Source organism: Haloarcula rubripromontorii, from assembly GCF_001280425.1.
GTDB classification, from domain to species: Archaea; Halobacteriota; Halobacteria; order Halobacteriales; family Haloarculaceae; genus Haloarcula; species Haloarcula rubripromontorii.
In genome coordinates this window covers 1-24924 of the sequence record NZ_LIUF01000014.1, presented here as the reverse complement: position 1 = coordinate 24924, position 24924 = coordinate 1, and the positions used below count along the sequence as shown (strand labels likewise).

Annotated in this window: 18 protein-coding genes and 1 pseudogene; 8 read left to right on the top strand and 11 right to left on the bottom strand. The window is 60.3% G+C overall.

Annotated features, from left to right (window positions below):
• Nucleotides 1-132 precede the first annotated feature (132 nt).
• Nucleotides 133-678: a ribbon-helix-helix protein, CopG family gene (locus AMS69_RS19345; RefSeq protein ID WP_053969664.1), complete on the bottom strand. Its 546-nt coding sequence runs from the start codon at nt 676-678 to the stop codon at nt 133-135.
• Between the two features lie 99 nt (nt 679-777).
• Nucleotides 778-2031, bottom strand: a complete 1254-nt coding sequence (locus AMS69_RS19340) for a Glu/Leu/Phe/Val family dehydrogenase (RefSeq protein WP_053969663.1) — start codon at nt 2029-2031, stop codon at nt 778-780.
• 737 nt (nt 2032-2768) lie between these two features.
• On the opposite strand from AMS69_RS19340, the gene AMS69_RS19335 reads away from it, so the two are divergent.
• The 3 genes from AMS69_RS19335 to gdhB all read left to right on the top strand — a co-directional run bounded on the left by AMS69_RS19335 (nt 2769) and on the right by gdhB (nt 7203).
• On the top strand, nt 2769-5636 hold the full coding sequence (locus tag AMS69_RS19335) for a bacterio-opsin activator domain-containing protein (RefSeq protein ID WP_053969662.1): 2868 nt from the start codon (nt 2769-2771) through the stop codon (nt 5634-5636).
• 125 nt (nt 5637-5761) lie between these two features.
• Entirely contained in the window at nt 5762-5905 is a 144-nt protein-coding gene (locus AMS69_RS20390; protein WP_121513159.1) for a rubrerythrin-like domain-containing protein, read from the top strand.
• Nucleotides 5906-5907: 2 nt separating this feature from the next.
• A complete protein-coding gene (gene gdhB, locus AMS69_RS19330; protein ID WP_053969661.1) occupies nt 5908-7203 on the top strand; it encodes a glutamate dehydrogenase GdhB in 1296 nt (431 codons plus the stop codon).
• A gap of 72 nt (nt 7204-7275) precedes the next feature.
• On the opposite strand, the pseudogene AMS69_RS19325 reads toward gdhB, so the two are convergent.
• A pseudogene (locus AMS69_RS19325) lies at nt 7276-11175 on the bottom strand (PAS domain-containing protein).
• A 222-nt stretch (nt 11176-11397) separates the two neighbouring features.
• Here AMS69_RS19325 and AMS69_RS19320 point away from each other — a divergent pair.
• A complete protein-coding gene (locus AMS69_RS19320) occupies nt 11398-13344 on the top strand; it encodes a hybrid sensor histidine kinase/response regulator (RefSeq protein ID WP_053969660.1) in 1947 nt (648 codons plus the stop codon).
• Between the two features lie 889 nt (nt 13345-14233).
• Nucleotides 14234-15343: a guanosine monophosphate reductase gene (locus AMS69_RS19315; RefSeq protein WP_053969659.1), complete on the top strand. Its 1110-nt coding sequence runs from the start codon at nt 14234-14236 to the stop codon at nt 15341-15343.
• A gap of 101 nt (nt 15344-15444) precedes the next feature.
• On the opposite strand, the gene AMS69_RS19310 is transcribed toward AMS69_RS19315, so the two are convergent.
• Complete coding sequence (locus tag AMS69_RS19310) at nt 15445-15723, bottom strand: hypothetical protein (RefSeq protein WP_053969658.1); 279 nt, start codon at nt 15721-15723, stop codon at nt 15445-15447.
• Nucleotides 15724-15968: 245 nt separating this feature from the next.
• Nucleotides 15969-18026, bottom strand: a complete 2058-nt coding sequence (gene fdhF, locus AMS69_RS19305; protein WP_053969657.1) for a formate dehydrogenase subunit alpha — start codon at nt 18024-18026, stop codon at nt 15969-15971.
• A gap of 203 nt (nt 18027-18229) precedes the next feature.
• Between fdhF and AMS69_RS19300 the strand changes: the two genes are divergently transcribed.
• The 3 genes from AMS69_RS19300 to AMS69_RS19290 are packed head-to-tail and all read left to right on the top strand — an operon-like array spanning nt 18230 to nt 21674.
• Nucleotides 18230-20143 carry a NosD domain-containing protein gene (locus AMS69_RS19300; protein ID WP_053969656.1) on the top strand — a complete coding sequence of 638 codons (1914 nt, stop codon included), beginning with the start codon at nt 18230-18232 and terminating at the stop codon, nt 20141-20143.
• Entirely contained in the window at nt 20140-20865 is a 726-nt protein-coding gene (locus tag AMS69_RS19295; protein WP_053969655.1) for an ABC transporter ATP-binding protein, read from the top strand. The genes AMS69_RS19300 and AMS69_RS19295 overlap by 4 nt, the downstream gene beginning before the upstream one ends.
• Complete coding sequence (locus AMS69_RS19290) at nt 20862-21674, top strand: ABC transporter permease (RefSeq protein WP_053969654.1); 813 nt, start codon at nt 20862-20864, stop codon at nt 21672-21674. Before AMS69_RS19295 ends, AMS69_RS19290 begins: the two co-directional genes overlap by 4 nt.
• A 2-nt stretch (nt 21675-21676) precedes the next feature.
• Here the strand turns inward: AMS69_RS19290 and AMS69_RS19285 are convergent, their stop codons facing one another.
• The 6 genes from AMS69_RS19285 to AMS69_RS19260 all read right to left on the bottom strand — a co-directional run.
• The gene (locus AMS69_RS19285) at nt 21677-22204 is read right to left on the bottom strand and encodes a winged helix-turn-helix transcriptional regulator (RefSeq protein ID WP_053969653.1); all 528 of its coding nucleotides are present in this window, start codon (nt 22202-22204) and stop codon (nt 21677-21679) included.
• Between the two features lie 70 nt (nt 22205-22274).
• Nucleotides 22275-22841, bottom strand: coding sequence for a nitrous oxide reductase accessory protein NosL (locus AMS69_RS19280; protein WP_053969652.1), 567 nt, complete (start codon nt 22839-22841; stop codon nt 22275-22277).
• 58 nt (nt 22842-22899) lie between these two features.
• Nucleotides 22900-23220 (bottom strand): DUF7471 family protein, encoded by a 321-nt coding sequence (locus AMS69_RS19275; protein ID WP_053969651.1) that lies wholly within the window; start codon nt 23218-23220, stop codon nt 22900-22902.
• Nucleotides 23221-23354: 134 nt separating this feature from the next.
• A complete protein-coding gene (locus AMS69_RS19270; RefSeq protein WP_053969650.1) occupies nt 23355-23777 on the bottom strand; it encodes a universal stress protein in 423 nt (140 codons plus the stop codon).
• Nucleotides 23778-23940: 163 nt separating this feature from the next.
• A complete protein-coding gene (locus AMS69_RS19265) occupies nt 23941-24420 on the bottom strand; it encodes a pyridoxamine 5'-phosphate oxidase family protein (protein ID WP_053969649.1) in 480 nt (159 codons plus the stop codon).
• Between the two features lie 222 nt (nt 24421-24642).
• A partial coding sequence (locus AMS69_RS19260; RefSeq protein ID WP_155120015.1) for a transposase occupies nt 24643-24924 on the bottom strand: 282 nt, incomplete at its 5' end.

Genomic DNA, 24924 nt, shown 5'->3' with positions numbered 1-24924 from the left:
AAACATTGTTAAGACCTGTGTGTGTCCGGAACATCGGTCGTATGAACTCTGTGTACGCGCCGCTGTGTGTGTGAACAAGTATGCACCACTCCGCCACCGGATCCGAGTCGGTTTCCCTCCCGGGCGGGGTATTCACGAGTCTCGTTCTCTCAGTAGAACTTTGGAAACACTCTCTTCGATTTCAATTTCGAACGGGAGGGCAGTAATACTACCGCGGATGAACCGGATCATCAACCACCGTACCGACTCAGACGGGAACACCACGTGGAAACTCCCTTTTTCGTCGCGGCGAACGGTCAGGAACCCACACAGTGAGAGCCATTCGAGAACGTCTTCGAGCGAATCGAACCGCTCGGCGTACTCCTGGGCGTGGTACTGTGCCACCTGATCGATCATTTCCAGAACCTCTTCGTCCCGTTCATCCGGGTCGGTAAACTGGTTCAGGAGTGCGTGCAGCAAGTCGATGTCCAGCAGGACGTGCTCGCCCGTCGAGAGCATCTCGTAGTACGTCTGAAGATGGTCGCTATCACTCGCATGGGTTGAGTCGAAGTTTGCCGCGTAGAAGGCGATCGCCTCGCGGATCAGTTGGCTTTGACTCTCCCCTGTTCTGTCGGTCAGCCCCTCTAACGTCTCTTTGGTCTCCTCGTCGAGAGAGACGGTGACCCGGTCGGTTGGCATAGTTGCCTTCGTCACTGGATGGCCTTAATATCGTGCCGTTTGGTGACAGAGTGCCCTCGGACCTGTCAGCGAGACGCGCGTCCGACTGTGTCTGGGACTCTATGGCCAGGTTCCGTTCTGCTCGCTGGCGTTCATGACCCGTTGGAGTGCAACGACGTATGCGCCGGTTCGGAGGGACGGAAGGTTTCGCTCCTCGTAGGCATCGACGAGGTTCCCGAACTGCTTGACGATAATCGAATCTAGTTCCTCGTTCACGCGCTCTTCGGACCAGTAGAAGCGCTGTCGGTTCTGGACCCACTCGAAGTACGACACGATGACGCCGCCCGCGTTCGCGAGGATGTCCGGGATGATAAGCGTCTCGCGGTCGCTGAGAACATCGTCCGCTGCGGGAGTGATCGGGCCGTTCGCGGCCTCAGAGATAACGTCCGCGGATATCTCACGTGCCAGAGACTCGTCGATGGCGTTTTCAAGGGCGGCCGGGATCACCAGATCGACATCGAGTGTGAGCAGGTCATCGTTCGTCAGTTCCGTCGCTGCGTCCGGATAGCCGACGACACTCCCGGTTTCGCGTTTGTAGTCTTTGACTGCGACGGGGTCGAACGACGATTCGCTGTAGATCGCCCCGCTCGAATCGGACACGGCGACGACATTGGCTCCCATCTCGTCGATAAGTTTCGCCGCGATCCAGCCGGCGTTCCCGTAGCCCTGGACCGCCACCGTCGCGCCTTCGAGGTCCTTGCCGAGATACTCGAAGGCTTCACGCGCCGCGACGACCGTCGACCGCCCGGTCGCTTCGACGCGGCCTTCGCTACCGCCGCTTGCGAGGTCTTTCCCCGTGATGACGCCGGGCTCGGTCGTGTGTTCGAGTGTCTCGTAGGTGTCCTTGATCCAGTTCATCTCGCGCTGGCCCGTATTGACGTCAGGTGCGGGCACGTCGCGGTCGGCCCCTATGAGCGGGGTCAACTCCTTGGCGAATGAGCGTGTGACTCGTTCGAGTTCGCTCTCCGAATAGTTACGTGGGTCGATGACGATGCCGCCTTTCCCACCGCCGAGCGGGATGTCGCTCGTCGCCGTCTTGTAGACCATCCACCCAGAGAGCGCCTTGACCTCGTCGCGGTCTACTTGCGGGTGATAGCGGATTCCACCCTTATACGGGCCACGGTCGCCATTGAACTGTGACCGATACGCACGGAACACCTCGATTGACCCGTCGTCCATCTCGACAGAGAGGTTCGTTTCCAGTATCCGCTCGGGTGCTTTCAGCCGCTCCAGTTGTCCCTCTGGGATGTCCACGTATTGTGCTGCTGCATCGATCTGTGTCCGCAGGCTCTGGTACGGATTTACATCAGACATGTATCCACGAGATTCATAGAGATACCAAAAACTATCTATTTTTACCAGAATAGTGATCGTATTTCTGGACACAGAATAAACTAACAAAACGGCTTACACCGGCGCTCTAAATCGAGGAACTATTATCCTATATTTAAATTACTATCAAATTTTATTACTACTAGATTTCCTGTTTTATTTACTATCCGAACAGCGGTGTCCGTATCGAGTGCCACAGCATCTGCAACCTGTTCCGTGTCACGCACTGGAACATCGACCCGGTCGACGTCCGGAATCAGGCAGTCACGATGCCCGGTACGTTCGAGCAGAGCGTCTCCGCTGGGGAAGTGCCAGACCCGCGTCACGGATCGGAACACTGGCACCGACATCGGTGCCTCGATGTGCCTGATAGCTCTCTTCTCCATCAAGCGACGTTGTACGTCCATCATAGCTGATCTGAGGCGAGAGCCGCTGGCCCGCTGAACGACGAGTGGGGACACCTGTGTCGGCGTCCGTGTGCTTGTGCCTCCGTGCGGTCCGGTCGTCGACCCATGGCACTCTATCGAAACGACCGCAGGAATGAGCAAATACTAAATTGTTTAGCAACGAAGTCTTCCGGACATCAGGTGTTTATTATTGAACCCCAAACCCATATTCCGGCAACTGAACCCTCTCGTTTCCGACAGGTGGCGGCACCACGAACGAGTGTCCCATCACGATAGTGGTCACAGTGAGAGCTTCGTGCCTGAGAGCGTCAGATGAGTAACACTGAGCGCCCACTCGACACGGCTCAGGTACTTGTGGTCGGTTCTACGAACTGGAGCGAGCCGTTCTCGGATGCGCTCGCAGCGAGTACCGGGGCCGATATCCTCACCGCCGAGACAACACCGGCCGCTCTGGACACAGTGCGGCAGCGCTCAGTCGACTGCGTCGTCACGGCAGCGACACTCGACGACGGGAGTGGTATCGACTTGATACGACAGCTCCGTGACTCGGCTCCGGACCCTCCAGTCGTCCTCGGGGCGACGGACGGCAGTGAGGCCCTGGCGAGCGAGGCAATCGAGGCCGGCGTTTCCGACTATGTCTCCCTCACAGGAACAGACGGCCTGCGGATAGACGACTTGGTCGAGCGAACCGAGAAGGTACTCCGAGCCGCTCATCGAGCGATCAAGCAGCGCGAACGGGCACGGCAGTTCGACGCCGTCTTTCACGACACACAGACGGCCACGTGGGTCCTCGATCCGGACGGCTCGCTCGCCCGTGTGAATCAGACGGGACGAGCGATGATTGACGAGGACGTGGCTGCGGTCACCGGTGACCCGTTCTGGACGCTGCCCTGGTGGTCCAGATCCGAGGCAACTGAACGCGATATCCGGCAACTCGTAGAGGCCGCACGTGACGGGCAGTTCGGTAACGTCGTCGTTCACCGGCCGACCACAGCCACAGACCGCGTTATCGAGCTTTCAGTTCGGCCGGTCGAGAACGATTTCGGCGACGTCACCTCGATTGTGATCGAAGGAATCGACATCACGGAGCAGGTCACCCTCGACCGTGACCTCCGCCAGTCCGAGGAGCTCCACCGAGTCACGCTCAGCAATATGACCGACACCGTCCTCATGACGAACGAGGACGGAGAGTACACCTACGTCTGCCCGAACGTCCACTTCATTTTCGGTTACACCGACGACGAGATTCGCGAGCAGGAAACGATCGATACGCTCCTCGGTGAGGATCTGTTCGACCGAGCGGAACTCGCCGAGAAGGGCGTTCTCAAGAACATCGAGTGTACAGTCACCGACAAAGCGGGTCACGAGCATACACTGCTCGTCAACGTCCGCGAAGTCTCGATTCAGGACGGAACGCTGCTGTATAGTTGCCGGGATATCACGAAACGGAAACAGCGCGAGGAAGCACTGACGACGCTACAGGAGACCGCACGGAAGTTCCTCTACACAGAAACCAATCAGGAAATCGCCCAGCATATCGTCGATGACGTGCTCAGTGTGTTCGACGTCTCCGCGAGTGCCATCTATCTGCACGACGCCGAGACGAACGAACTCCAGCCTGTGGCGCAGTCCCAGGCAATGACCGAACACCACGGGCCGCTGCCGGCCGTCCGCACGAACGACGACACGCTTCCGAGCCACAGCTTCGTCAACGACGAGACACTCGTGTTCGACGATGTCCATACGTCGGATCGGCTGGAAAACCGAGCAACTGACCTCCGGAGCGTCATGTTCATTCCGCTCGGTACTCACGGCGTGTTCGTCACCGGGTCGACTGCGGTCGGGGTGTTCGACGACGTGACACAGGAACTCACTGATCTGCTCGCAGCGACCGCAGAAGCCGCTCTCGACCGGGTCGTCCGGGAATCCCAGCTCCGGGAACAGGACCGCGAACTGCAGCGGCAAAACGAGCAGCTGACCGCCCTAAATCACATTAACAACACGATTCGGGAGATAGACCAGACGATCGTCAGCGCCGAAACACAGGACGAGATCAACCACACTGTCTGCGAACGGCTGACTGACACGGACCGCTTCAAGTTCGCGTGGATCGGCAGCGTCGACCCGGGCGGTACTACCGTCGAACCGCGAGCGTGGGCCGGCACCGAACAGGGGTATCTCGACAGTCAGTCAATCGCCGTCGCGGCCTCCGAAACCGAGCCTGCAGGTCAGACGGCTGCGACCGGCGAGGTGACGATGATCCCCAACGTTGCCGCCGACCTCCGAAACGCACCGTGGCGGTCGGACGCGCTCACGCGTGACTTCCTCTCAGTGCTGAGTATCCCACTCGTGTACAACGACCTCAGGCACGGGATTCTCACCATCTATGCGGACACGAAAGACGCGTTCGACGAGACAACGCGCACTGTGTTGCACGAACTCGGCGAGACGATTGCCTCGGCACTCAGCGCCATCGAACGGAAACACGCGCTACTCACGACCTCGGTGACACGCGTCGAGTTCGCCATCGATGACGAGCGGTTCCTCCTGTCGCGACTTGCCCGGTCTGTGGGGTGTACGCTTTCCTACGAGGGTGGCATCCAACACGCGCCCGCCGGCAACAGCGTGTTCGTTACAGTCGAAGATGCTGACGTGCAAACGGTTGCGGCAGCCGCGGCTGATATGACGACGATTGACGACGTGACAGAGATAAGCGACGGTGACACTGACACCGGCGTCCTGCGGCTGGAACTGTCACAGCCGTTTCTCGCCCTAGAACTCGCCGACCACGGCGCTATCTTCCGGGAAGCGACCGCCGATCCGGACGGGACGACACTTGTCGTCGATGTACCACAGAGCGTTGACGTTCGAAACATCGCACAGTTGGTCGACAGCACGTTCTCCGGCGTCGAACTCAAGCGCAAGGAGACGCTCGAACGGGGTATCGAGCAGGACCGGGGTTCGGAGTTCCTCACGGACCTCACGGAACGGCAACTCGAAGTAATCCAGACCGCCTACTACAGCGGTTACTTCGAGTCACCGCGTACGAAGTCCGGCGAAGACATCGCGACGATGCTCGAGATCTCGCCACCGGCGTTCTACCAGCACGTCCGGACTGCACAGCGGAAACTGTTCACCACACTGTTCGAAGACCGGAGCGTCTCGGGTCTGGAGCAATAGAGGGGTTCAATAATAAACAACCAACTCTACCCCTACTTCTTTGTTTAACCTCTGAATATTCCTTTGATGTCCTTCTATTCCTTAATTGAGTACCGGCGGTTAGAAACCGTCACTCGTGAATACACATGAGAGATGTAGAGCAAGACCACGACGAGAAGACACCGTACGAGTGCTTTGCGTGTGGCACAGTCATCACTGCAGAGAGCCAACCGGAGAACTGTCGGGACTGCGGCGGTGAAATGCGCAACCGACTGACACCGCTGGAATAACGATGGGACCAGAACTGACCTCCGCTTCTCCGTCGGGAGATTCGTCGACATCGTCCGAGCCCGAATCGGCGCTTGAAACTGCTCGTCTGCAACTCCACAGAGCCGCGGACCACCTCGATATCGACCCGAACATCGTCGAACGACTCAACCACCCGAAAAACGTCCACGAGGTCACCGTCCCGATTGAGCGGGACGATGGTACGGTGGAAGTGTTCACCGGGTTTCGAGCACAGCACGATAGCGTCAGAGGGCCGTACAAAGGCGGCCTCCGCTATCATCCCGACGTGACGAGGGACGAGTGCGTCGGACTCGGAATATGGATGACCTGGAAGTGCGCGGTGATGGACCTCCCCTTCGGCGGCGCGAAAGGCGGTATCGCAGTCAATCCGAAAACGCTGAGCCGAGACGAGAAAGAACGGCTCACCCGCCGGTTCGCACAGGAACTCCGCGAGGTTATCGGTCCGAACCGGGACATACCAGCCCCGGACATGGGAACGGACCCACAGACGATGGCCTGGCTGATGGACGCCTACTCCATGCAAGAGGGCGAGACGATACCGGGGGTCGTCACCGGCAAGCCGCCGATCGTCGGTGGGAGCGAGGGACGTGAAGACGCGCCCGGTCGGAGCGTCGCGATTATCACACAGCAGGTCTGTGAGTACTACGACCAGCCACTGTCGGACACCACCGTCGCGGTACAGGGTTACGGCAGTGTCGGTGCGAACGCAGCACGGTTACTTGACGACCAGGGCGCGACTGTCGTCGCGATCAGCGACGTGAACGGCGCGATGTACGATCCCGCCGGCATCGATACCGGGACAGTCCCGTCACACGACGAGGAACCGGAGGCGGTCACCGAGTACGCCGACACCGTGATTTCGAACGACGAACTGCTGACGCTCGATGTCGACGTTCTCATTCCGGCAGCACTCGGCAACGTCATCACCGAGGCGAACGCGGACGACATCGCCGCGGATTTCGTCGTCGAAGGGGCGAACGGCCCGACAACGTCCACTGCTGACTCCATCCTCGCTGACCGCGATGTTGTCGTGATTCCGGACATTCTGGCGAACGCCGGCGGCGTCACGGTGAGCTACTTCGAGTGGCTACAGGACATCAACCGTCGGTCGTGGTCACTCGAACGAGTGAACGACGAACTCGACGAAGAGATGCGAGCGGCCTGGGACGCAGTCCGGACGGAGTTCGAAAAGCGCGACATCACGTGGCGGGATGCGGCGTATATTGTCGCCCTGTCACGCATCGCTGAGGCCCACGAAGCGCGCGGGCTCTGGCCGTAGCTCTCTTTCTGTCGATCCCGGAACTGGTTCCATGCCTGTCGAAGTACCGAGAAGTCGCTACTACCGCTTCTCTCAGTAGCAGAACTCGAACCGCGCCCCGCCAGCAGCGCCCTCCGTCACGCGGACGCTCCAGCCGTGCGCTTTGGCGATGTCCTCCACGATCGAGAGGCCGAAGCCAGTGCCCCCTTTGGTAGATGTGACGCCGTGTTCGAGCACTTCCTCACGCTTCTCTGGGGGAATCCCGTCACCGTCGTCTTCGACGTAGAACCCGTCACCGCCGTCTAGCTGCCCGACGGTTACCGTGACCGCTTCCCCGCCATGCTCGATAGCGTTTCTGAAGAGGTTCTCGAACAGCTGCGTCAACCGGCTGGCATCACCGGCCACTGTCGGGACCGTGTCAGCAACCGTCAGCGTCGCTTCAGCGGTGTCGACGTACCCCCAGGCCTCCGTCGTCACGGCCCTGAGGTCGATCTGTTTCGCATCCGTAACTGTGGTCTCACCGCGCGATAGCGTCAGGAGGTCGTCGATCAGCCGCTCCATGCGGTCGTGTGCCGACTCGATACGGGCGACGTGACTCAGGTCGCCCGTCTCCTCGACGATGTCGAGAAAGCCGATGGCAATGGAGAGTGGATTGCGGAGGTCGTGGGCGACGACACTGGCAAACTCATCGAGCCGTTCGTTCTGTCGTTGCAGTTCGGTCTCGCGGCTTGCGCGTGTGAACGCTGCTTCGACAGTTGCGCCCAGTATCTGGAACAGATCCACGTCCGCCTCAGAGAAGGTCTGGCCTTGCGGTGCGCCGACGCCCATGAGTCCAAACCCGCCCAAAGGCACGAACAGGCCGCTTCTGAGTTCCGTGTCGGCCTCATCGAGTGCTGTTACGGACTGGAGGTCGTCGTACCGACGTAGCTCCGACGCCTCGAACGCTTCCCACGCCAGCGTCTCGCCGGCTTCCAAACGTGGCAACTCATCGAGTAGCTCTCTCGTGGCTGCACTCGCCGACAGTGGGACGAGTTCGTCGGTCTGGTCGGCGTACTCCCAGATTCCGGTGAGCTCGAATCCGAGAATATCGCCAGCAGCCTCGACGGCGATGTCCCCGACCTCGTCGCTCGATTGCGCAGCACTGAGCCGCTGTGCAGTCTCCTGCAGTGAGCGGAGCTTCGACTCCAACTGTTTCTGCTTAGTGATATCCTCCAGCACGGCCAGTACGCTCGTTATCTCACCGTCCGGAGCCGTGATCGGGGCGACCGACAGGAGCAGATCCAAGATTTCCCCTTCTTTCGTTTCCCGCCGTACCTCCTTACCGCGAATTTGCTTGCCACTCAGTACACGCTCCCGGTGAGAGGCGAACTCAGCCCGGTGCTCATCTGGGACCATCGGATTGAATTCGCCAAGCACTTCTTCGCTCGACCAGCCGAACATATTCTCGGCCCCGTCGTTCCAACGAGTAACTGTTCCGTCCGTGTCGATTTCCATGACGGTGAGCGGCGTCGCTTCGATGAGTGATTCTAGCCGCTGGTTGGTCGCTTCGAGCTTCCGTTCCCGATTGACCTGTTCGGTTACGTTACGGGCGATACCGATGATTCGGACGATCTCGTCACCCAGCATAACCGGCGCAAGGCTCGTGTCCCAGAACCGTGCGTCGTCAGCGATGTCCAGTTTTTCACGATACGAGATCGGCGCACGCTGCTCGTAGCAACGAGTGTAGTTCGCCGCGAGTTCGGCACCGCGCTCGTCACCGAAGACCTGCCGCGGTGTTTGCCCCCGAACCTCCTCGGTCGTGAGTCCTGTCTGCGACTCGTAGCCGGGACTGAGTCGAGCAAACTCGAATGCCGGCTCGTCACCGGCCGTCTCGACATCGAGCATGAATATGGCGTCACCGGAGGTGTTGAGCAACGCCTCGTACTCCTCTGCGAGCTCTCGGTGTGCGCGCTCCTCGGCTCTTCGCTCGGTGATATCCTGGAAAACCCCCCGGAGCACAGGCTCGTCGTCTTGCGTCTCGTCGACGCGCTCTCCCCACGCCCGAACATCGCGCACCTCACCGTCTGTCCGAACGATTCGGAGATCGAGATCGTACGACTCCCGGTCCTCGATTGCCCGCTCGACGGCCCTCGTAATCGTCTCCCTGTCCTCAGGATGGTAGAACTCGATTGCGTCGTCGATGATCGGCTCGTAATCGTCCTCGACCCCGTGAATCTGACGCACTCCATCAGACCAGTCGAGGTCGCCTGTAGACGGGTAGTACTCCCAGACACCGATATCCGCGATGTCTTGCACTCGTTCGAACAGGAACTCCTGTCGCTGGAGGTCTGTCCGGTCTTGGCTACGCGATATTTCGGCGCTCACGAGCTCTGAGAGTAGCTTCACGAACGTCCGTTCGAGCGCTCCGAAGGGAGCGACCCGCGTTGCGGGACTCGAAAAATTGACCGTCCCGTACCGAGTCCCGTCAACGACGAGTGGGACGCCGATATACGACTCTAACTCGAATTCACGATACGCGGGGTGGGTTTCTCTCTCATCACTGACCGCATCTGCGAACGAACAGACAGCATCTGTGTCGATGACCTCTTTACAGTATGTCGATTCGAGGTCGAACTGGTCCCCGGATTCGATATCGGCAGTCGGCGCGTGCACTGCCTTGACCGTGTACTCATCGCCCTGAATATGTGAGACGATACCGATATCGAGACCGAGCGTTTGACACCCCAGTTCGAGAAGCTCGTGAAGGCGTGTTTCGGCCGAGACATCGCTGCTTGCCATGATATTCTGGAGTTCCCGGAGCGCGTCGCGTTCCCGCTCTAACTGCCGCTTGACTTCGCTTCGGTTCGTGATGTCCCGAGCAACGACAAGCGCCTGATTGCGCTTGTCGCTGTGAAATGGTGTCACCCGCACATCAAATGTCCGTTTATTGCCACCGGTCGTGATATCGATTTGCAAGTCCGCGTCGTACAACCCCGTGACACCACTGTCACCTTCTCTGTCAGCGAGCGTTGAGCGGACGGCAGATGTAAACTGCTCCGCATCAGACGTGGAAACCCGGTTACCTACAACTGTCTCTAACTGCTGCCCCGCGATCTCCGTTGCCCCTTCCCCGGCAATCAGCCGTTTTGACGCCGCGTTCGCGAATTCGATTGTCCCGTCATCGTTCAGGACGAACACGGCGTCGTGGATGGTTTCGAGGATCGTTTCACTGCGTTCCAGTTCCAGTTCTCGCTCCCGCTCGGCCGTTGTTTCACGTGAAAAGACGGTGAGACCGTCATCGTCCGGGAATGCCCGCACTTCGACCCAGTAATTCAACGGTTCGCCGAGGTACTGTTCGAACGACACCGGGTCGCCGGTTTCCATCGCCGTTCGGTATTTCTCTTCGAGTTCCGTTCCAACTGTTGAGGGAAACTCTTCCCAGATGACCGTACCGACGATGGCCTTTGGGTCGCGGTCGACGCGTTTTGCCATCTTCTCGTTTACATATTCGATACGCTATTCGGTGTCGACGGCATAAATCGCGTCAGTTGCCCGCTCTAAGGTTCGTTGGAAGCGGTCGGATAGCCGCTCGGCGGCCGCTTGTTTGCGAGCGGCCTTGGTGAGCGTCTGGATGCGGCCCGCGAGCAACTCGAAACTGTTCTGGCCCGCGTGGATCGGAATGTAATCGGAGACACCCGCCTGTGTCGCTTCGCTCGCAATTCGCTCGCTCCCGCGGCCCGTAAATAGAATCGTCGGTAGTTCGTACCCGCCAGCCTCGAGCCGATTCAGGAGGTCGATTCCCGTCCCGTCCGGCAGTGAATACGAGGTGACCACACAATCGATAGACGATGTTGCGAGCGAATCGAGAGCAGCCGCCACAGTCCCGACAGCCGTCATGTCAAAGTCCGATGAGAGATGTGTGAGTTTCGTCTGTGCTAGCTCAGCAAACTCACCATCGTTGTTTACATAGAGAACCTGAATGGAATCGGGAGTCCTGTCTCCTGTATAGGCCATTGGAACCACTACGTAGTGGCCTTTTATCAATCGAGTGTTCCGGTTCTTATCTATGATACTCTTGTAACCAGCTAAGCTCAGAGATCACGCGCTTCGGACAGACCAGAATGAGAATTTTTCGCCATTGAAAATGTACGACGCCTCATATTAGAGTATACGTTCTGATATTCGGGTCAGCAACTTTATCCTCCGGAGGTCGGTACAGTCGGTATCGTCTCAGAGATGTCAGATATTGCTGTGCTTCATATCGATGATGAACCGGACTTTTTAGATGTGGCATCGGAAATACTCGCACAGCAATCAGATAAACTCACTGTCATACCTGCAGCGGGTGCTTCTGAAGGACTCGACAGACTTGCAACGCGCTCTATTGATTGTATTGTCAGCGATTACCGGATGCCTGAGAAAGACGGCATCGAACTCCTCAAAACCGTCCGTGAGGAGTACCCTGATCTCCCGTTTATTCTATTTACCGGTGAGGGGAGCGAAGCGGTCGCCAGCGACGCTATTGCCGCCGGTGCAACCGACTATCTGCGGAAAGGACACGGCACGGAACGATACGAACTCCTCGCAAATCGTATCGAAAACGCCGTCGAGCAGTACCGCACCACGCAGCGCGCTGCTGAACTTGAACGGGTCCGCGCCCTCGTGAGCAGTATCGACCAGGCCCTCATCCGGGCGAGTTCGCTCTCGGCGATCGAAACGCGCGTCTGTGAGATCATTAGCAACTCTGAGCCCTACCGTTTCGCATGGATCGGCGAGCATGATCCTGAGACGGACCGAATCGAGCCACAGGCCTGCGCCGGCGTCGAAGACGAGTATCTCGATACTATCGTTGTCACGGCGGACGACTCTCCGACCGGACAGGGGCCCGCGGGCAGGGCCGTCCAGAACCGACGCATTGCTACGTCGCAAAATATCCAAGATGACCCGGCGTTCGAGGTCTGGCGAGAGGAAGCACTCAAACGCGACTATCGAAGCAGCGCTGCGGTCCCGCTGGAATACAATGACACGCTGTACGGCCTTCTGTGCGTCTATTCCTCCCGTCCGTCTGCTTTTGCAGAGGACGAACAGGAGCTACTCGCCGAACTCGGACATAGCATCTCGCACGCCATGCACTCGCTAAAGATCCGAGATGAACTCCGAACAGAGCGGACGTTTATCGACCAGGCTCTTGATTCACTTGCCGACATATTCTACGTGCTTGATTCTGAGGGCAACATCCAGCGCTGTAACGAACACTTCGCGACCCTGGCTGGATACACCGATGCGCAAATCACGAATCTCGACGTGGCCAGCCTGTTTCCGGAAGACGAACAGGACGCAGTCGCCGAAGCAATCGACGAGGCACTCACAACGGGGCACTCGACCATCGAAGCGGAGTTCCTTACCGCGGAGGGGAACCGCGCTCCCCACGAGTTCACCGCTGACCGACTAACTGACTCAGACGGTACTCTACTAGGGCTTGTCGGCACCGGTCGAAACATAGCCGAACGTACGAGACGTGAACGGGAACTACAGGATCAAAAAGAGCAGCTAGAGCAGTTTGCCGCAACTGTCAGCCACGACCTGCGGAACCCGCTAAACGTCATCCAAGGTCGGCTTGAGCTCGTTCAAGCCGAACAGCCGAGCGATCATCTCGATGTGATCGAGACCGCGACTGATCGGATGGAACGCATTGTCGAGGACCTCCTCTGGCTCGCGCGGGAGCAACAAGATATCGGGTCACTGGAGCCTGTTGCAATCGACGCAGTCGCTGAGGCTGCGTGGGAGCTCGTATCTGACCCTGCGGACGAGGCCGAGCTGTATTGCGACTACGGGGCCGATACCCAGCCATTGATAAAAGCTGACACCGACCAACTCCGGCACCTGCTCGAAAACCTGTTCCGGAACACGATTGATCACGCAGGTCTAGACGTCACTGTCGTAGTCGGCGAGATTTTCGGAGACGCCAACGGATTCTACATCGAAGACGATGGCCCTGGAATCCCCGAAGAGGACCGGGAAACGGTGTTCGAGGCCGGCTACTCGACTTCCGAATCAGGGACTGGTCTGGGCCTCAACATCGTCAAACGAGTCGTCGACGCTCATGGCTGGGATATTCGCGCAACTGAGAGCTCGATAGGTGGGACACGATTCGAGATTACGGGTCTCGAAACCGTGGAATAATAACCCCGGCTGACAAGCGGGTGCGCGCTTATCACGAATGCCGATGCCACGATTGCGGAAGCTCAGTAATTACAGAGCCAATAAAATGGGATAAAACGTCACAGCTGTTATTTCTACGCGACTGTATTGTCTGTAATAGGGTTCTGGTTCCCGCGCCACCTCTCCCACACTGAATCCGGGCACCCTGATCAAACGGCCCGGGTCCAGAACCCGTCGTCGTGGATGACGACCGTGAATGGTGCGGTGCACACTCCCCCCGGCTGCCCACCATTCCGTTGCTGGTAGAATTTGGATGTAATGCTGATGTGACCAGACAGACCTACCGGCTGTGAGAACTGTGTGACTTGAGTCAAACCAACAGACGGCGAGCGGATCCCATAAGCGTTTTATACATACTGGTAGCGGAGCTAGGTGGGTTCTGGCCTGTCCAATCGCGTTGGCTTCTCCCACACGATTGCCCGGGCTGGAACCTGTCGTCAGTTACGACGATTTCCGATGGTGCGTTGCACCCACCTCTCCCACCCCACAGCAACGTACCATTGTTCGTGTGATCGGCGGAGCCGTGTGTTCCGGGGCTGACTGGATTGTACGGAACTGCCACTGTGTTAGGACTTACCACAAAAGATATGACGAACGGGATATTACACAAATACGGGTTCTGGTCCTCGCTTTGGGCTTCTTCATACTTCGAGCCCACGCGCTTCACCCCATGCCTTGGTCCAGAACCCGAACGTGCCTCTGACTGCAGTGGGTGGCACACACGGTGCCCACCGCCACCCGTCATCCGCTTCCATGCTGGAGCATAACCTCTGTTTCGGCTACTCACGCTTCCGAAGGGACGCTCCAATCCGACCTACTTTTGTTCTAGGCCGGACACTAGTAGCGGGGCATGAACGAGTTACGTACTGGATTGAGTTATGGTGACGTTCTGCTTGTCCCAAAGCGGTCACCGGTCGACAGTCGGAGCAACATCGACCTCTCGACGCCGCTTACTCCCACTGTCGAGCTAGACACGCCGCTGGTTTCCGCCGCAATGGACACCGTCACCGAGGCAGAACTGGCCATCGAGCTTGCACGCTCAGGTGGGTTCGGGGTGCTGCACCGGTTCCTGACGCCTGAAGAACAGGCCGAACAGGTCGAGCAGGTGAAAGCTGCGGACGAACAGGTCGGTGCTGCCGTCGGCATTAACGAGGATTACGTTGCGCGGAGCGCGGCCGTCATTGTGGCCGGTGTCGATGCGCTCGTCGTCGACGTAGCCCACGGCCATCTTGAGCGGGCGCTTGATGCCGTCGAGACGCTCGCCGACGAATTTCCCGACACTGACCTCATCGCCGGCAACGTCGCGACGCCCGCAGGTGTCGAAGACCTAGCCGCCGCCGGAGCCGACTGCGTCAAAGTCGGCATCGGACCGGGGTCACACTGTACCACCCGGAAGGTCGCGGGTGCCGGCGTCCCCCAGCTGACCGCTGTCGATGACTGTGCTACAGCCGCCGAAGATCTGGATGTCACCATCTGCGCGGACGGCGGAATCCGCACGTCTGGTGATGCGGTGAAGGCTCTCATGGCCGGAGCCGATACCGTGATGCTCGGAAGCCTCTTTGCCGGCACGGAGGAGGCCCCCGGTGCTATCGTCGAAGTCGATGGGACGCGGTACAAGCGGTCGCGGGGGATGGCGACTACCGCCGCGGCCGAGGACCGTGACGACAAGCAGAACAACGTCAGCGCCGACGAGGGGGTCGAGGCACTGACCCCGTACAAAGGCTCGGTCGCTGCTGTGGCCGAGGAGTTCTGTGCCGGCATTCGCTCCGGGCTCTCCTACTGTGGCGGACAGACCATCGCTGCGGCCCGCGACAAGGCGGAGTTCATCCGTGTCGCCCAGAGTGCGAAAGAACGCGAGGGGTTCCACACGGACCACGACTGGGAAGGCGTCAACGTGGAGAGTGAAGCCACACAGGTCCGCGACGCCGGCACCGAGGCACCTGTCGACAGCGACGATTAAACGTGGTCGGTGCTGCACGCGTCGTGAGACTGGAGTGATCGACGGCTCTGCACCGGGCCTGACTCGCACCCAGTGATATCCGTCTTCCGTGGTTGCCGGTGTTACTCGCTATCTTCACCAGCCAAGGACGGCTCGCTTTCCTTTTCGGCAGTGCTCTGCAACAGTAGATCCGTCCCGGCTGCGGCGATCATCCCCACGCCAACCGCGCGCAACTGTCGGCGATACGCTGGTTTCACTTCGAGTTCGGACGCATTGTCGAAGTTCTTCCCGATCATACGCTTGATAAGTTTGATACTTATCTGCGGGAAGAGCGCAGTTACCACGCCCTGGACGAGTACGAAAGCCGCACTGAGTTTCCTGTTTGATTGACTGCCAATCATAGGTAGCGATACACGTCCGAGTGGAATCACCATTGTGCCTACTCCACTGCCCTGGGAAACGTAGTAATTGTTTTATACCCCATATATTCGCAAGCCGCTCCACTACTCTGAAGAACAGCCCTCTGTCGAACGCCAGCCGCCGGGATGCATGCTATCGTGCCCCCTCGGCGAGTCTCACACCGCCCGCAAGACCTGCTCTGGCCCTCCAGCCAGGCCCCGTGGCCTCTCCGGATTCGTCGGCGAGCCTATGTGGCCGATGGCTTTCGCACCTGCACTGCCGAATGCTTGTACTCGGGAATCTCGGCGACTGGATCGAGCGAGTCACCGGTAAGGGCGTTTGCGAGCGGGTCCAGATAGTGGAACGTACAGAACACGACACCGGGCCGAATAGCCGCCGTCACAGCTGCCGACACCGTCACGCTGCCCCGGCCGTTCTCGACGACAACAGCATCGCCGTCCTCGATATCGCGGGCGGCAGCGTCGTCCGGATGGATTTCGAGTACGTCCTCTCCGCGCATTCGCATGAGCGTCTCCGACCGGCGAGTGAGCGCGCCGCTGTTGAAGTGCTGGAGCGTGCGTCCCGTCGTGAGCACGAGCTGGTCCCCGGAGACGGCATCGGCTGGCGGCGTCGGCGAGACCGGGCGTAGCGGTGCCGTTTGCTCGCCCGAGGCGAACGTCTCCGTGTGGAGCACGTCGGTTCCGGAATCGGCGTCTGCCGGGAACGGCCAGCGCTGGTAGCTCCGACCGATGCCGTCGTAACTCATGCCGGCGTACAGCGGATTGACCCGCGTTAGTTCTTCGAACACCGCTTCAGGCCCGTCGTAGTCGAACTCGCCCGGCTGGTCGACCAACCGCTGACCGAGGTCTGTGAGGATATCGAGGTCCCGGCGGGCGTTTCCGGGCAGATCGGCGTTCGGCCGCATCCGCATCACCCGCCGGTCCGTATTGGTCACGGTCCCCGCTTTCTCCGCCCAGCTGCTTCCCGGAAGCACGACATCCGCGTGGTCGACGGTCGCTGTCTCGAAGAGATCGATGACGACGCAGAAATCGAGGTCGTCGAAGCCGGCCCTGACGGAACTGGCGTTCGGTTCTGTGACAGCCGGGTTCTCGCCGAACACGACTGCGGCCTTGACCGAATCACCGAACTGGTGTGTCGCCGCCGTCTCCGTCAGGCCGGGTTCGCTCGGCGGTTCGACACCCCACTCGTCGGCGACACGCTGTCGAGCATCCGGGTCGGTAACGGGTTCGTAGCCGGGGAGCACGCTGGGAAGCGCGCCAACGTCGCCGGCCCCCTGAACGTTGTTCTGGCCACGGAGCGGGTTCACACCGGTTCCCGGGCGACCGACGTTGCCGGTCAACAGCGCGAGGTTCAACAGCGCGTGGACGTTGTCGGTCCCGCACGTGTGTTGGCTCATTCCCATCCCGGTGACGATTGCCGCCGTATCGGCCTCGGCGTATGCTCGGGCCGCCTCTCGAACGGCTTCCGGGTCAACGCCGGCCACGTCGGCACCCAATCCGATATCGACATTGTCGAGATGTGCCGTCAACTCCGAATAGCCGGTCGTTCGGGCCTCGATAAAGGACTCGTCGACGAGGTCCTCGTCGAGAACGACCTTCGCCATCGAATTGAGGAGCTGGATATCGTATCCGGGACGGACGTCGAGGTGGATGTCGGCGGCATCGGTCGTGTCCGTTTCGCGCGGGTCGATATGGATGAGCGTCGCCCCGTTTCGAATCGCCGGCAGGAAGTACGACCGGAAGATGACAGGGTGCTGTTCGGCCGGGTTCGCCCCGGTGACGAGCAGACAGTCGGTTTCCGCGAGGTCATCGAGCGTGTTCGTCATCGCCCCGGCACCGAACCGCTCGCTCATCGCGGCGACCGTCGACGAATGACAGAGGCGAGCGCAGTTGTCGACGTTGTTGGTGCCGAGCATCCGCGCGATCTTCTGAAAGACGTAATTTTCCTCGTTCGTGCAGTTCGAGGACGCGAAGAACTCGACGGCGTCTGGCCCGTGCTGGTCGATGATATTCCCGAGCCGGTCGGCCACGCGAGCCATGGCGGTTTCCCAGGGCGCAGTGGCGAACTGCCCGTTCGCACGGACGAGTGGCTGGGTTAGCCGGTCCTCGTGTTCGACCACGTCGTACGCGGCTCCGCCCTTCGGACAGATCTCCCCTTTCGTGTTTACTGGCCCCGCTGTGCCGGTCGCCTTTCCGTTGTCCGCGTACTGTATCGTACAGCCGACGCCGCAGTACGGACAGACTGTCTGCTCGGCACGGGGATTTCGGTTTTGATCGGTGCCCATTGTTACGCTGAATAATGAGCGCGCAGCTACAAGTAGCCGACCGGTAAAACGTAGGCGACTTTATGACGGAGAGGATGCCGACACTACTCGAACGCCCCCAGAGCCGGGTTCCGGTCTGGTGTGATTGACCGTGTGCGGGTGCGCTGCCAGTTTCGAGAGCCACACCACATACTGTAATGGCACATCGCCTGTAGTGCCGGTAGATGCGACCAGCTCTGACGACTGTGCAAGTCTTCGCGCTACTCGCGGTAGTTCTCAGTACACTGGTTTTCGCTGCGTCGTTTGCCGTCGACACCACCAGCGCCCGCCCCGACCCGGTGGCGTTCGACAACACTGTGCAACGCGGTGTTACGGCGGCCGACGAACAGATCGCCCGGAATCGGAGCATCAGCGTTCCGCGCGCGCAAGTCTTCTACTCGCAGTACCGCTACGTCGTCGGCTACGTCGGTATCGGTCAGGCTGTGACAGCGCTCACGGAGCCGGGACACGAGCAGCAGTTCGGGTATCCGCTCGCGGTGTACGTTTCCGACTACAGCGACCGGCCGGTCAGGTGCGGCGACGATGGCTCGCTTCGGACCGCAACGCCGCCGGACTGGGTCGAGGCCAATCAGGCCCACTACGTCGTCGACGGGTCGGCGCGGGTCCCGTCTGGGCCGGCGGTTGTGCCCTTTGCTGACCGGGACGACGCCGCAGCGTTCGCCGATAGCTGTGGCGGGCAAATCATCGACTGGGACACACTCCAAACCCGGTCGTTCGACCTCGAACAGGCGGCAACAGTCCGACAACAGGTCGGTCCGCGGGAAAAAGATGCGAACGCCACCGTACGGGCGGCACGACAGCGTCGAGATCGACCTGTCTCGGTCGAGGTCGGAACCGATGCTCCGACCGTACAGGCGGCCGTCGATGCGGCCCCGCCGAACACGACAGTCGTCGTCCCCGCCGGCACGTACGACGAGCAGGTGACGATAGACAAGCCACTCACCCTCAGCGGCCCCGGAGCGACGCTTGACGGTGGGGAGAACGGAACTGTCGTCACCGTGACCGCAGACCGGGTCGGTGTCACCGGCTTCAACGTCGTCGGTGTCGGCAACACGACGGTCGGCGACCCGACGAAGACCAACGACAGCGCCTGGGACGCGACTGTGACGACTGCCTACGGAAACAGCGATGCCGCCGTGACCGGTCGCAACGTCTCCGGACTGTACGTTGCGAACCTCACCGTCGAGACGCCCGCAAGCGGCGTCGTTCTGCGACAGGCCTCCGGCTCGGTCGTCGAGAACGTCACGGTCAACGGGACGGCAGACTGGCAGGATGGATTCATGGGTGTTATCGGAATGCATGGACCGGTTGTCGTGCAGAATTCGGTCTTCAACGGCGGGCGTGACGGCGTGTATCTCCACCGGGCCGACGGGACCGCCGTCCGGAACAACACGTTCCGGGACAACCGCTTCGGCGTCCACCTCATGTACACCTCGCGGTCGCTCGTCGCCGACAATGTCGCCCGGGGACAGGAGTACGCCGGCGTCGTCGTCATGACGAACCCCGTGGCGAACGCCATCGTCGGGAACGACGTGCGCCACTCCGGGAGTGGCGTCATGTTAGCCGGCTCCCGGAGCTATATTGCGCACAACGTGGTAGTCGACACTACCCAGGCGATGTCAACCAACGCCGACCGGTCCCTGTACGAACACAACGTCCTCTACGGGAACGACATCGGCGTGCGAGCGTCGACAGTCGTCCCGTCGAACATCGTCACCGAGAACGATTTCATCGCGAACGACCGTCACGCTGTCTCGGGACCGGGGCCGCTACGTGTGTACACGCACGACGGCAGAGGGAACTACTGGAGCGGCGCGTACGACCTCACTGGCGGGACTGGCCCGGTGCTGGCACAGTCCTACTCACCCACCGATTCCGTCGACCGTCAGCTCCATCAGACTGACGCCGCCATCGTCCTCAGGTCGGCACCGAGCGTCCGAGGTCTCCGAGCGCTTCGTGGCACCACGCCCGGCTTTCGCCGGGGAAGTATCGTCGACAGGGCACCCCTGTCAGACCCTGCGAATCCCGAGACCGTCAGGCGTCTTCGAAACGAGACAGCCACGGAGGTCCCAGTATGACTGGCGAGACGTATCTCACGGCGGCGGAAGTCACGAAATCGTACGGTGACGTGACGGCCGTTTCAGAAGTATCGCTCGACATCCCGTCGAACGCCGTCACCGGATTCATCGGTCCGAACGGGTCCGGGAAAACGACGCTCCTGCGCATGCTTCTGGGCGTCGAGCGACCCACCAGCGGGACTATCTCGTACAGCGGCCCCGATGCCGAACGGCAACTGGGCTACCTGCCACAGCGACCGACCTTCCGACCGGGGTTCAGCGTCCGGGAGACGGCCGGATTCTACGCGGACCTCGTCGACGACGACCCGGACCGGCTGCTTGAGCGTGTCGGCCTCGAAGAAGTGGCCAGCCGTCCCGTCTCAGGACTCTCCGGGGGAATGACGCGCCTTCTGGGAATCGCACAGGCACTGGCCGGTGACCCGCCGATTGTGATGCTCGACGAACCAGCAAGCGGGCTCGACCCGGCGATGAGCCGACTGATATTCGACATCGTCGAATCGATTGCCGACGCCGGCCGTGCCGTGGTTCTGTGCTCGCACGAACTGCCACTCGTCGAGCAAACGGCTGACCGACTGGTTGTGCTCGAATCCGGTCGCCTTGTCCGAACCGGGTCGGTTGCATCCCTGCGGGAACAGACCGGCGGGCCGCTCCACGAGACGTTTACAGCGCTTCTAGAACAGGACAGAGCCACTGTCGCTGCACCGGGGGGAGAGGAGCCATGACAGCGGGCAACCGCTTCTGGACGGTCTTCGTCCGAGAAGTCCGGAGCGCAGTCAGGACACGCACCTATATCGCGCTCGGTGTGGTCACGGGGAGTGTCCTGTTCGGCCTCGCCCATGCCGGCGGTGGCCCAGCCGGCGGCTACGTTCCAACCGTCGTTGATACCCTCGTCGCCGTCGAAGTCCTCGTGCCGACGCTTGCCTTTGCTGTCGGCTATCGTGCGATCGCTGACCCCGCCGTCCGTGGCGAACTCGATATCCTCGACACCTACCCGCTATCGACGTGGTCGTACGTCGGCGGAGTGTACGCGGGCCGCGCCCTGCTGTTGCTCACTATTGTCGTCGTCCCGTTGCTGGCGCTGGGCATCAACGTGGCGACGACAGCAGGACCGGAAACGACGGTGTTTGCGAGTCATCGCGGTGTCGACTCACCGGTCCTGTTTATCCGATTTATCGCGCTGACTGTCCTGTATGCGCTCTCCTCGCTGACTATCGCGTTCCTGCTGTCAGCGCTCGCCGGCAGCCGGGGCCGAGCGCTCGTGCTCGCACTCGCCGGGCTGCTTGTCCTCACTGTCGGAAGCGATCTGGCGGTGTTCGCAGCGCTTGACGCCGGTGTCACAACGGGCACCCTTGGCGGGGCGCTCGCCATGACCCCGGCGGGAGCCTACCGCGGACTCGTGTTCGACCAGGTCCTGTACGTGGCTGTTCCGGGCCGGTCGGCGTTCGTCCCGACGTGGGTCGCCGCCCTCTCGTTGCTGTTCTGGTGGGGACTCACGTTTGTGGGGGCGATGCTTGCGACGGATGCGGCCTGAGTTCAGCCGTCGTCTGTCGCGGCCGCGAGCCCTTCGTCGACCAGCCGCGTGAACCGGTCGATAAGACGGTCCGTAAGCGACGGGCGAACCGCCGAAAGCAGCCGCTGTGTCTCGTCCGGGTCAGTCAGGGTCACGACGACACGACCCCGGTCACCGTACGACTTCTCGAGTATCTCTGCGTCGGCCAGTGCCGAAACGTGCCAGGAGACCGTACTCCGGGCGACGCCCAGCCGGTCGGTCAGTTCGTCTGCTGACAGGGACTCCGCTTCCAGAAGATGCAAGAGAATCGTCCGCGCAGTCTCCCGCCGGGCAAAGGCGAGTACACGCCGCTCCCAGGGGTCGTACTCCCGGCTGTAATAGTGTGTTTTACCCTGAATCTCTTCGGCGACGATATCGCCGGCACGGCGCAGTTTCCGCAGGTGATACTGTGCCTGTCCGGTCGCGATATCGAGGTCTGCTGCAAGCGCGTTAAAATGAACTCCCGGTTTAGACTCGACGTGGGAGCGCACTTGCTCAGTAACCGTGGACATTGTTTTCAAGACAGCGTTCCACCCACCGAGACAACAGGGTATCGAACGTTCTCACCGCGTGGGAACTCGCCTACATCCCGCCGACCAGTTCCCGCGATATCTCATCCGCGGGAAGTGTCTGACCGCCGTACTCTTCGGCAAACGACGCGGCGTCCCCGCTGTTGCTAAACGGAACGATAGCGGTCCCCATCGCACCCTCTACCTCGGAGTTCGCGACGACGGTGAGGCTTTCCGTCGAAGCGAAGGCTTCTCGCCCCGGATGTCGGGAGATGATTGTCTTTCCCCCGTCGGTCCGGGTCTCGTAGTCAACTGTACTGTAGTCGGTGAGGAACGTTTCCGCGGGCGTCCACCCCGACTGTTCTTTGGCGAACCGGTGGCGATACGTGCAGGTCGTACTGCAGAACCGTGCCGGCGGGTCGTGGCCCTCGGGCGAATTGTTCTGATAGTACGTTTGGCCAGTTGGTCCCGGGTGCTGGTCGATAACCATTCCACACTGGTCACAGTTCTGGCCGCTTTCGATGCTGACCGGGTCCATCTCCTCACTGGTTCCCAGACACCCCGAAAGCGAGACGACTGCCACAGTCCCAGCCCCGGCTAAGAAGCATCGCCGTGTGAACCCTGTCGTATGTTTGGACATACGAGGTAGTACACTGAACGACACCAAATGGTTCATGGTGCGACCGTCGAAACGCCGGTCAGTCGGGGACGCTCGGCGGCGCGACTGAATAGATCGCACTCAGTACCAGCAGCGCGATCAGGAAGTCGAACCCGTGCTCAGTGAGGTGGTGTACGACCATTGGGACGACACCGAGAACGGTCCCGATGCCGACCACGGACCGGACGACCAGTAACCCGATAGCGACGGTCAACAGCACGTACGGCCGTGACCGGCGTCGGCGTGTACTGACTGCTGCGACGACAAACAGCGCCAGCGTTCCGAGTGTAGCGAGGCCCAGTACGGCGATTAACACTGCAGATTGACCGGGACCGATCCAGTCAGCCGTCGGTTGGAGCATCTCTCAATAGTCTGTTTCGAGCAGTAGCACTGGAATCGGTTTCGGTCGCCGGCGGTGTTCGGCTGAATCTTATACGGATGGACTCAGACACACCTCCGCCGACGAATCCCTGTTCGAACGGGTCTGTCGCCTTCTCAGGTAGCCACCAGCACCGGCCGCCCCGCGTTCTGGACAACCCGGTCTGTCACACTGCCGATCTGGTTGCCTTTGCTGTGAGAATGGCCGTGGTAGCCGAGCACGATCAGATCGGCGTCGACTTCGTCTGCGTAGCTGATAATCTCCACGTACGGTTTCCCGTGGCAGCATCGAGTGGTCACCTCGACGTCAACTGCGTCGCCTCTTTCGGCGACTTCTGCCAGCTCATCGTTCCCCCACTCCTCGATCTCGATCGTCTCAAGTTCCATACTGCTCAGGGCCGGTTCGGAGTGCCGATCCGTGTCGACGACGAAAACGGCGTGAAGCTTTGCACCGTGCTGCTCGGCCTGTTCAATTGCGTGGGTCGTCGCGCGGTTCGCATCAGCACTGCCGTCGATGGCAACCACAATCGTGTCGTACATACTAGACGAAGGGTGCCCATCCTATTTCAATCTACTGACAGTCCTCAGTTAGTAACTCCACATTACACGTAGCGGCCGTCCACAGCGGAATCTGCCAGTTTCTACTGGGGCAGGATCATCGTCATTTCAGTACTGTCGTCCGGGTACCACGAGCAACCGACAGTCACGGCTCGATGTTCTCCCGAAAGTCGGGCGCCAATCCGGTCTGCTTGATTCCGGCGAGGTCCGTTATCTCGAATTCGTAAAGCGCGACGCCGCCGGACGTGGTGGCCGTCTGGAGCGTATTGGGTCGCCAGGCGTTTTGTGTCATCGCCGTAATCTCCCCCCACTCGTCTTCTGGGACACTGTTGATATCCCCGGCAAGCATCACGCTCTGCCACTCAAACGCGGTGTCGATCTCGTAAACGAGAAACCGGCCGCGGCCGGCCCGCTCAGTTAGTTCCGCTTTCTGACTCGACTCGCCCAGCAGATACGTGAAGTAGAGACACGCCCCATCGTCGAAGCCGTACGATAGCGGCAGCAGATACGGAACATCTGTTGTCGGAAGCCCGAGGACGCCGGTTGAGTGTGTGGCGAGAAACTCCTGGATCTCCTCGTCGTCCATCCGCTCAAGTCCGTACGCCTCTAATTGATCGATTGTCATAGCTCGCGTCTGATCATCCAGTTACGTATCAAGAATGTAACCCCATGGTAAAAAAAGTAGAGCGCGCTCCGCAGGGGAGAGGCCGCCTACTGTGTGGCACAGACACTGTTCCATCTCCGAACGGACCCGATCCTCGTCATGTCCCCGGGATACGTACCGCTGAGATATCTTGACAACCTTATGAATATATGGCCGTGGTGAATCGCCAGACGTGGTTCGATTTCACTGTTTTAGAGATTGCTTGATGTTGTGAACCGCACACATCAGGACGAGTTCACGAAATTCACCGTACCAAGTTCGCGCACGCACGGCGTCGCCGAGCGTGCGCTTGATCGTGGAGAAGACGGTCTCACACATCGCTCGTTGGCGGTATCGAGGCCCATCGATCCGCGCGTTGTGCGCGTGATCGATGGGTCGGAACTCACGATGTTTGATCAGCGGTCTCACGCCCTCTTCGCGGAGTTTGTCGCGTAAATCCATCCAGTCGTATCCTTTGTCCGCAGC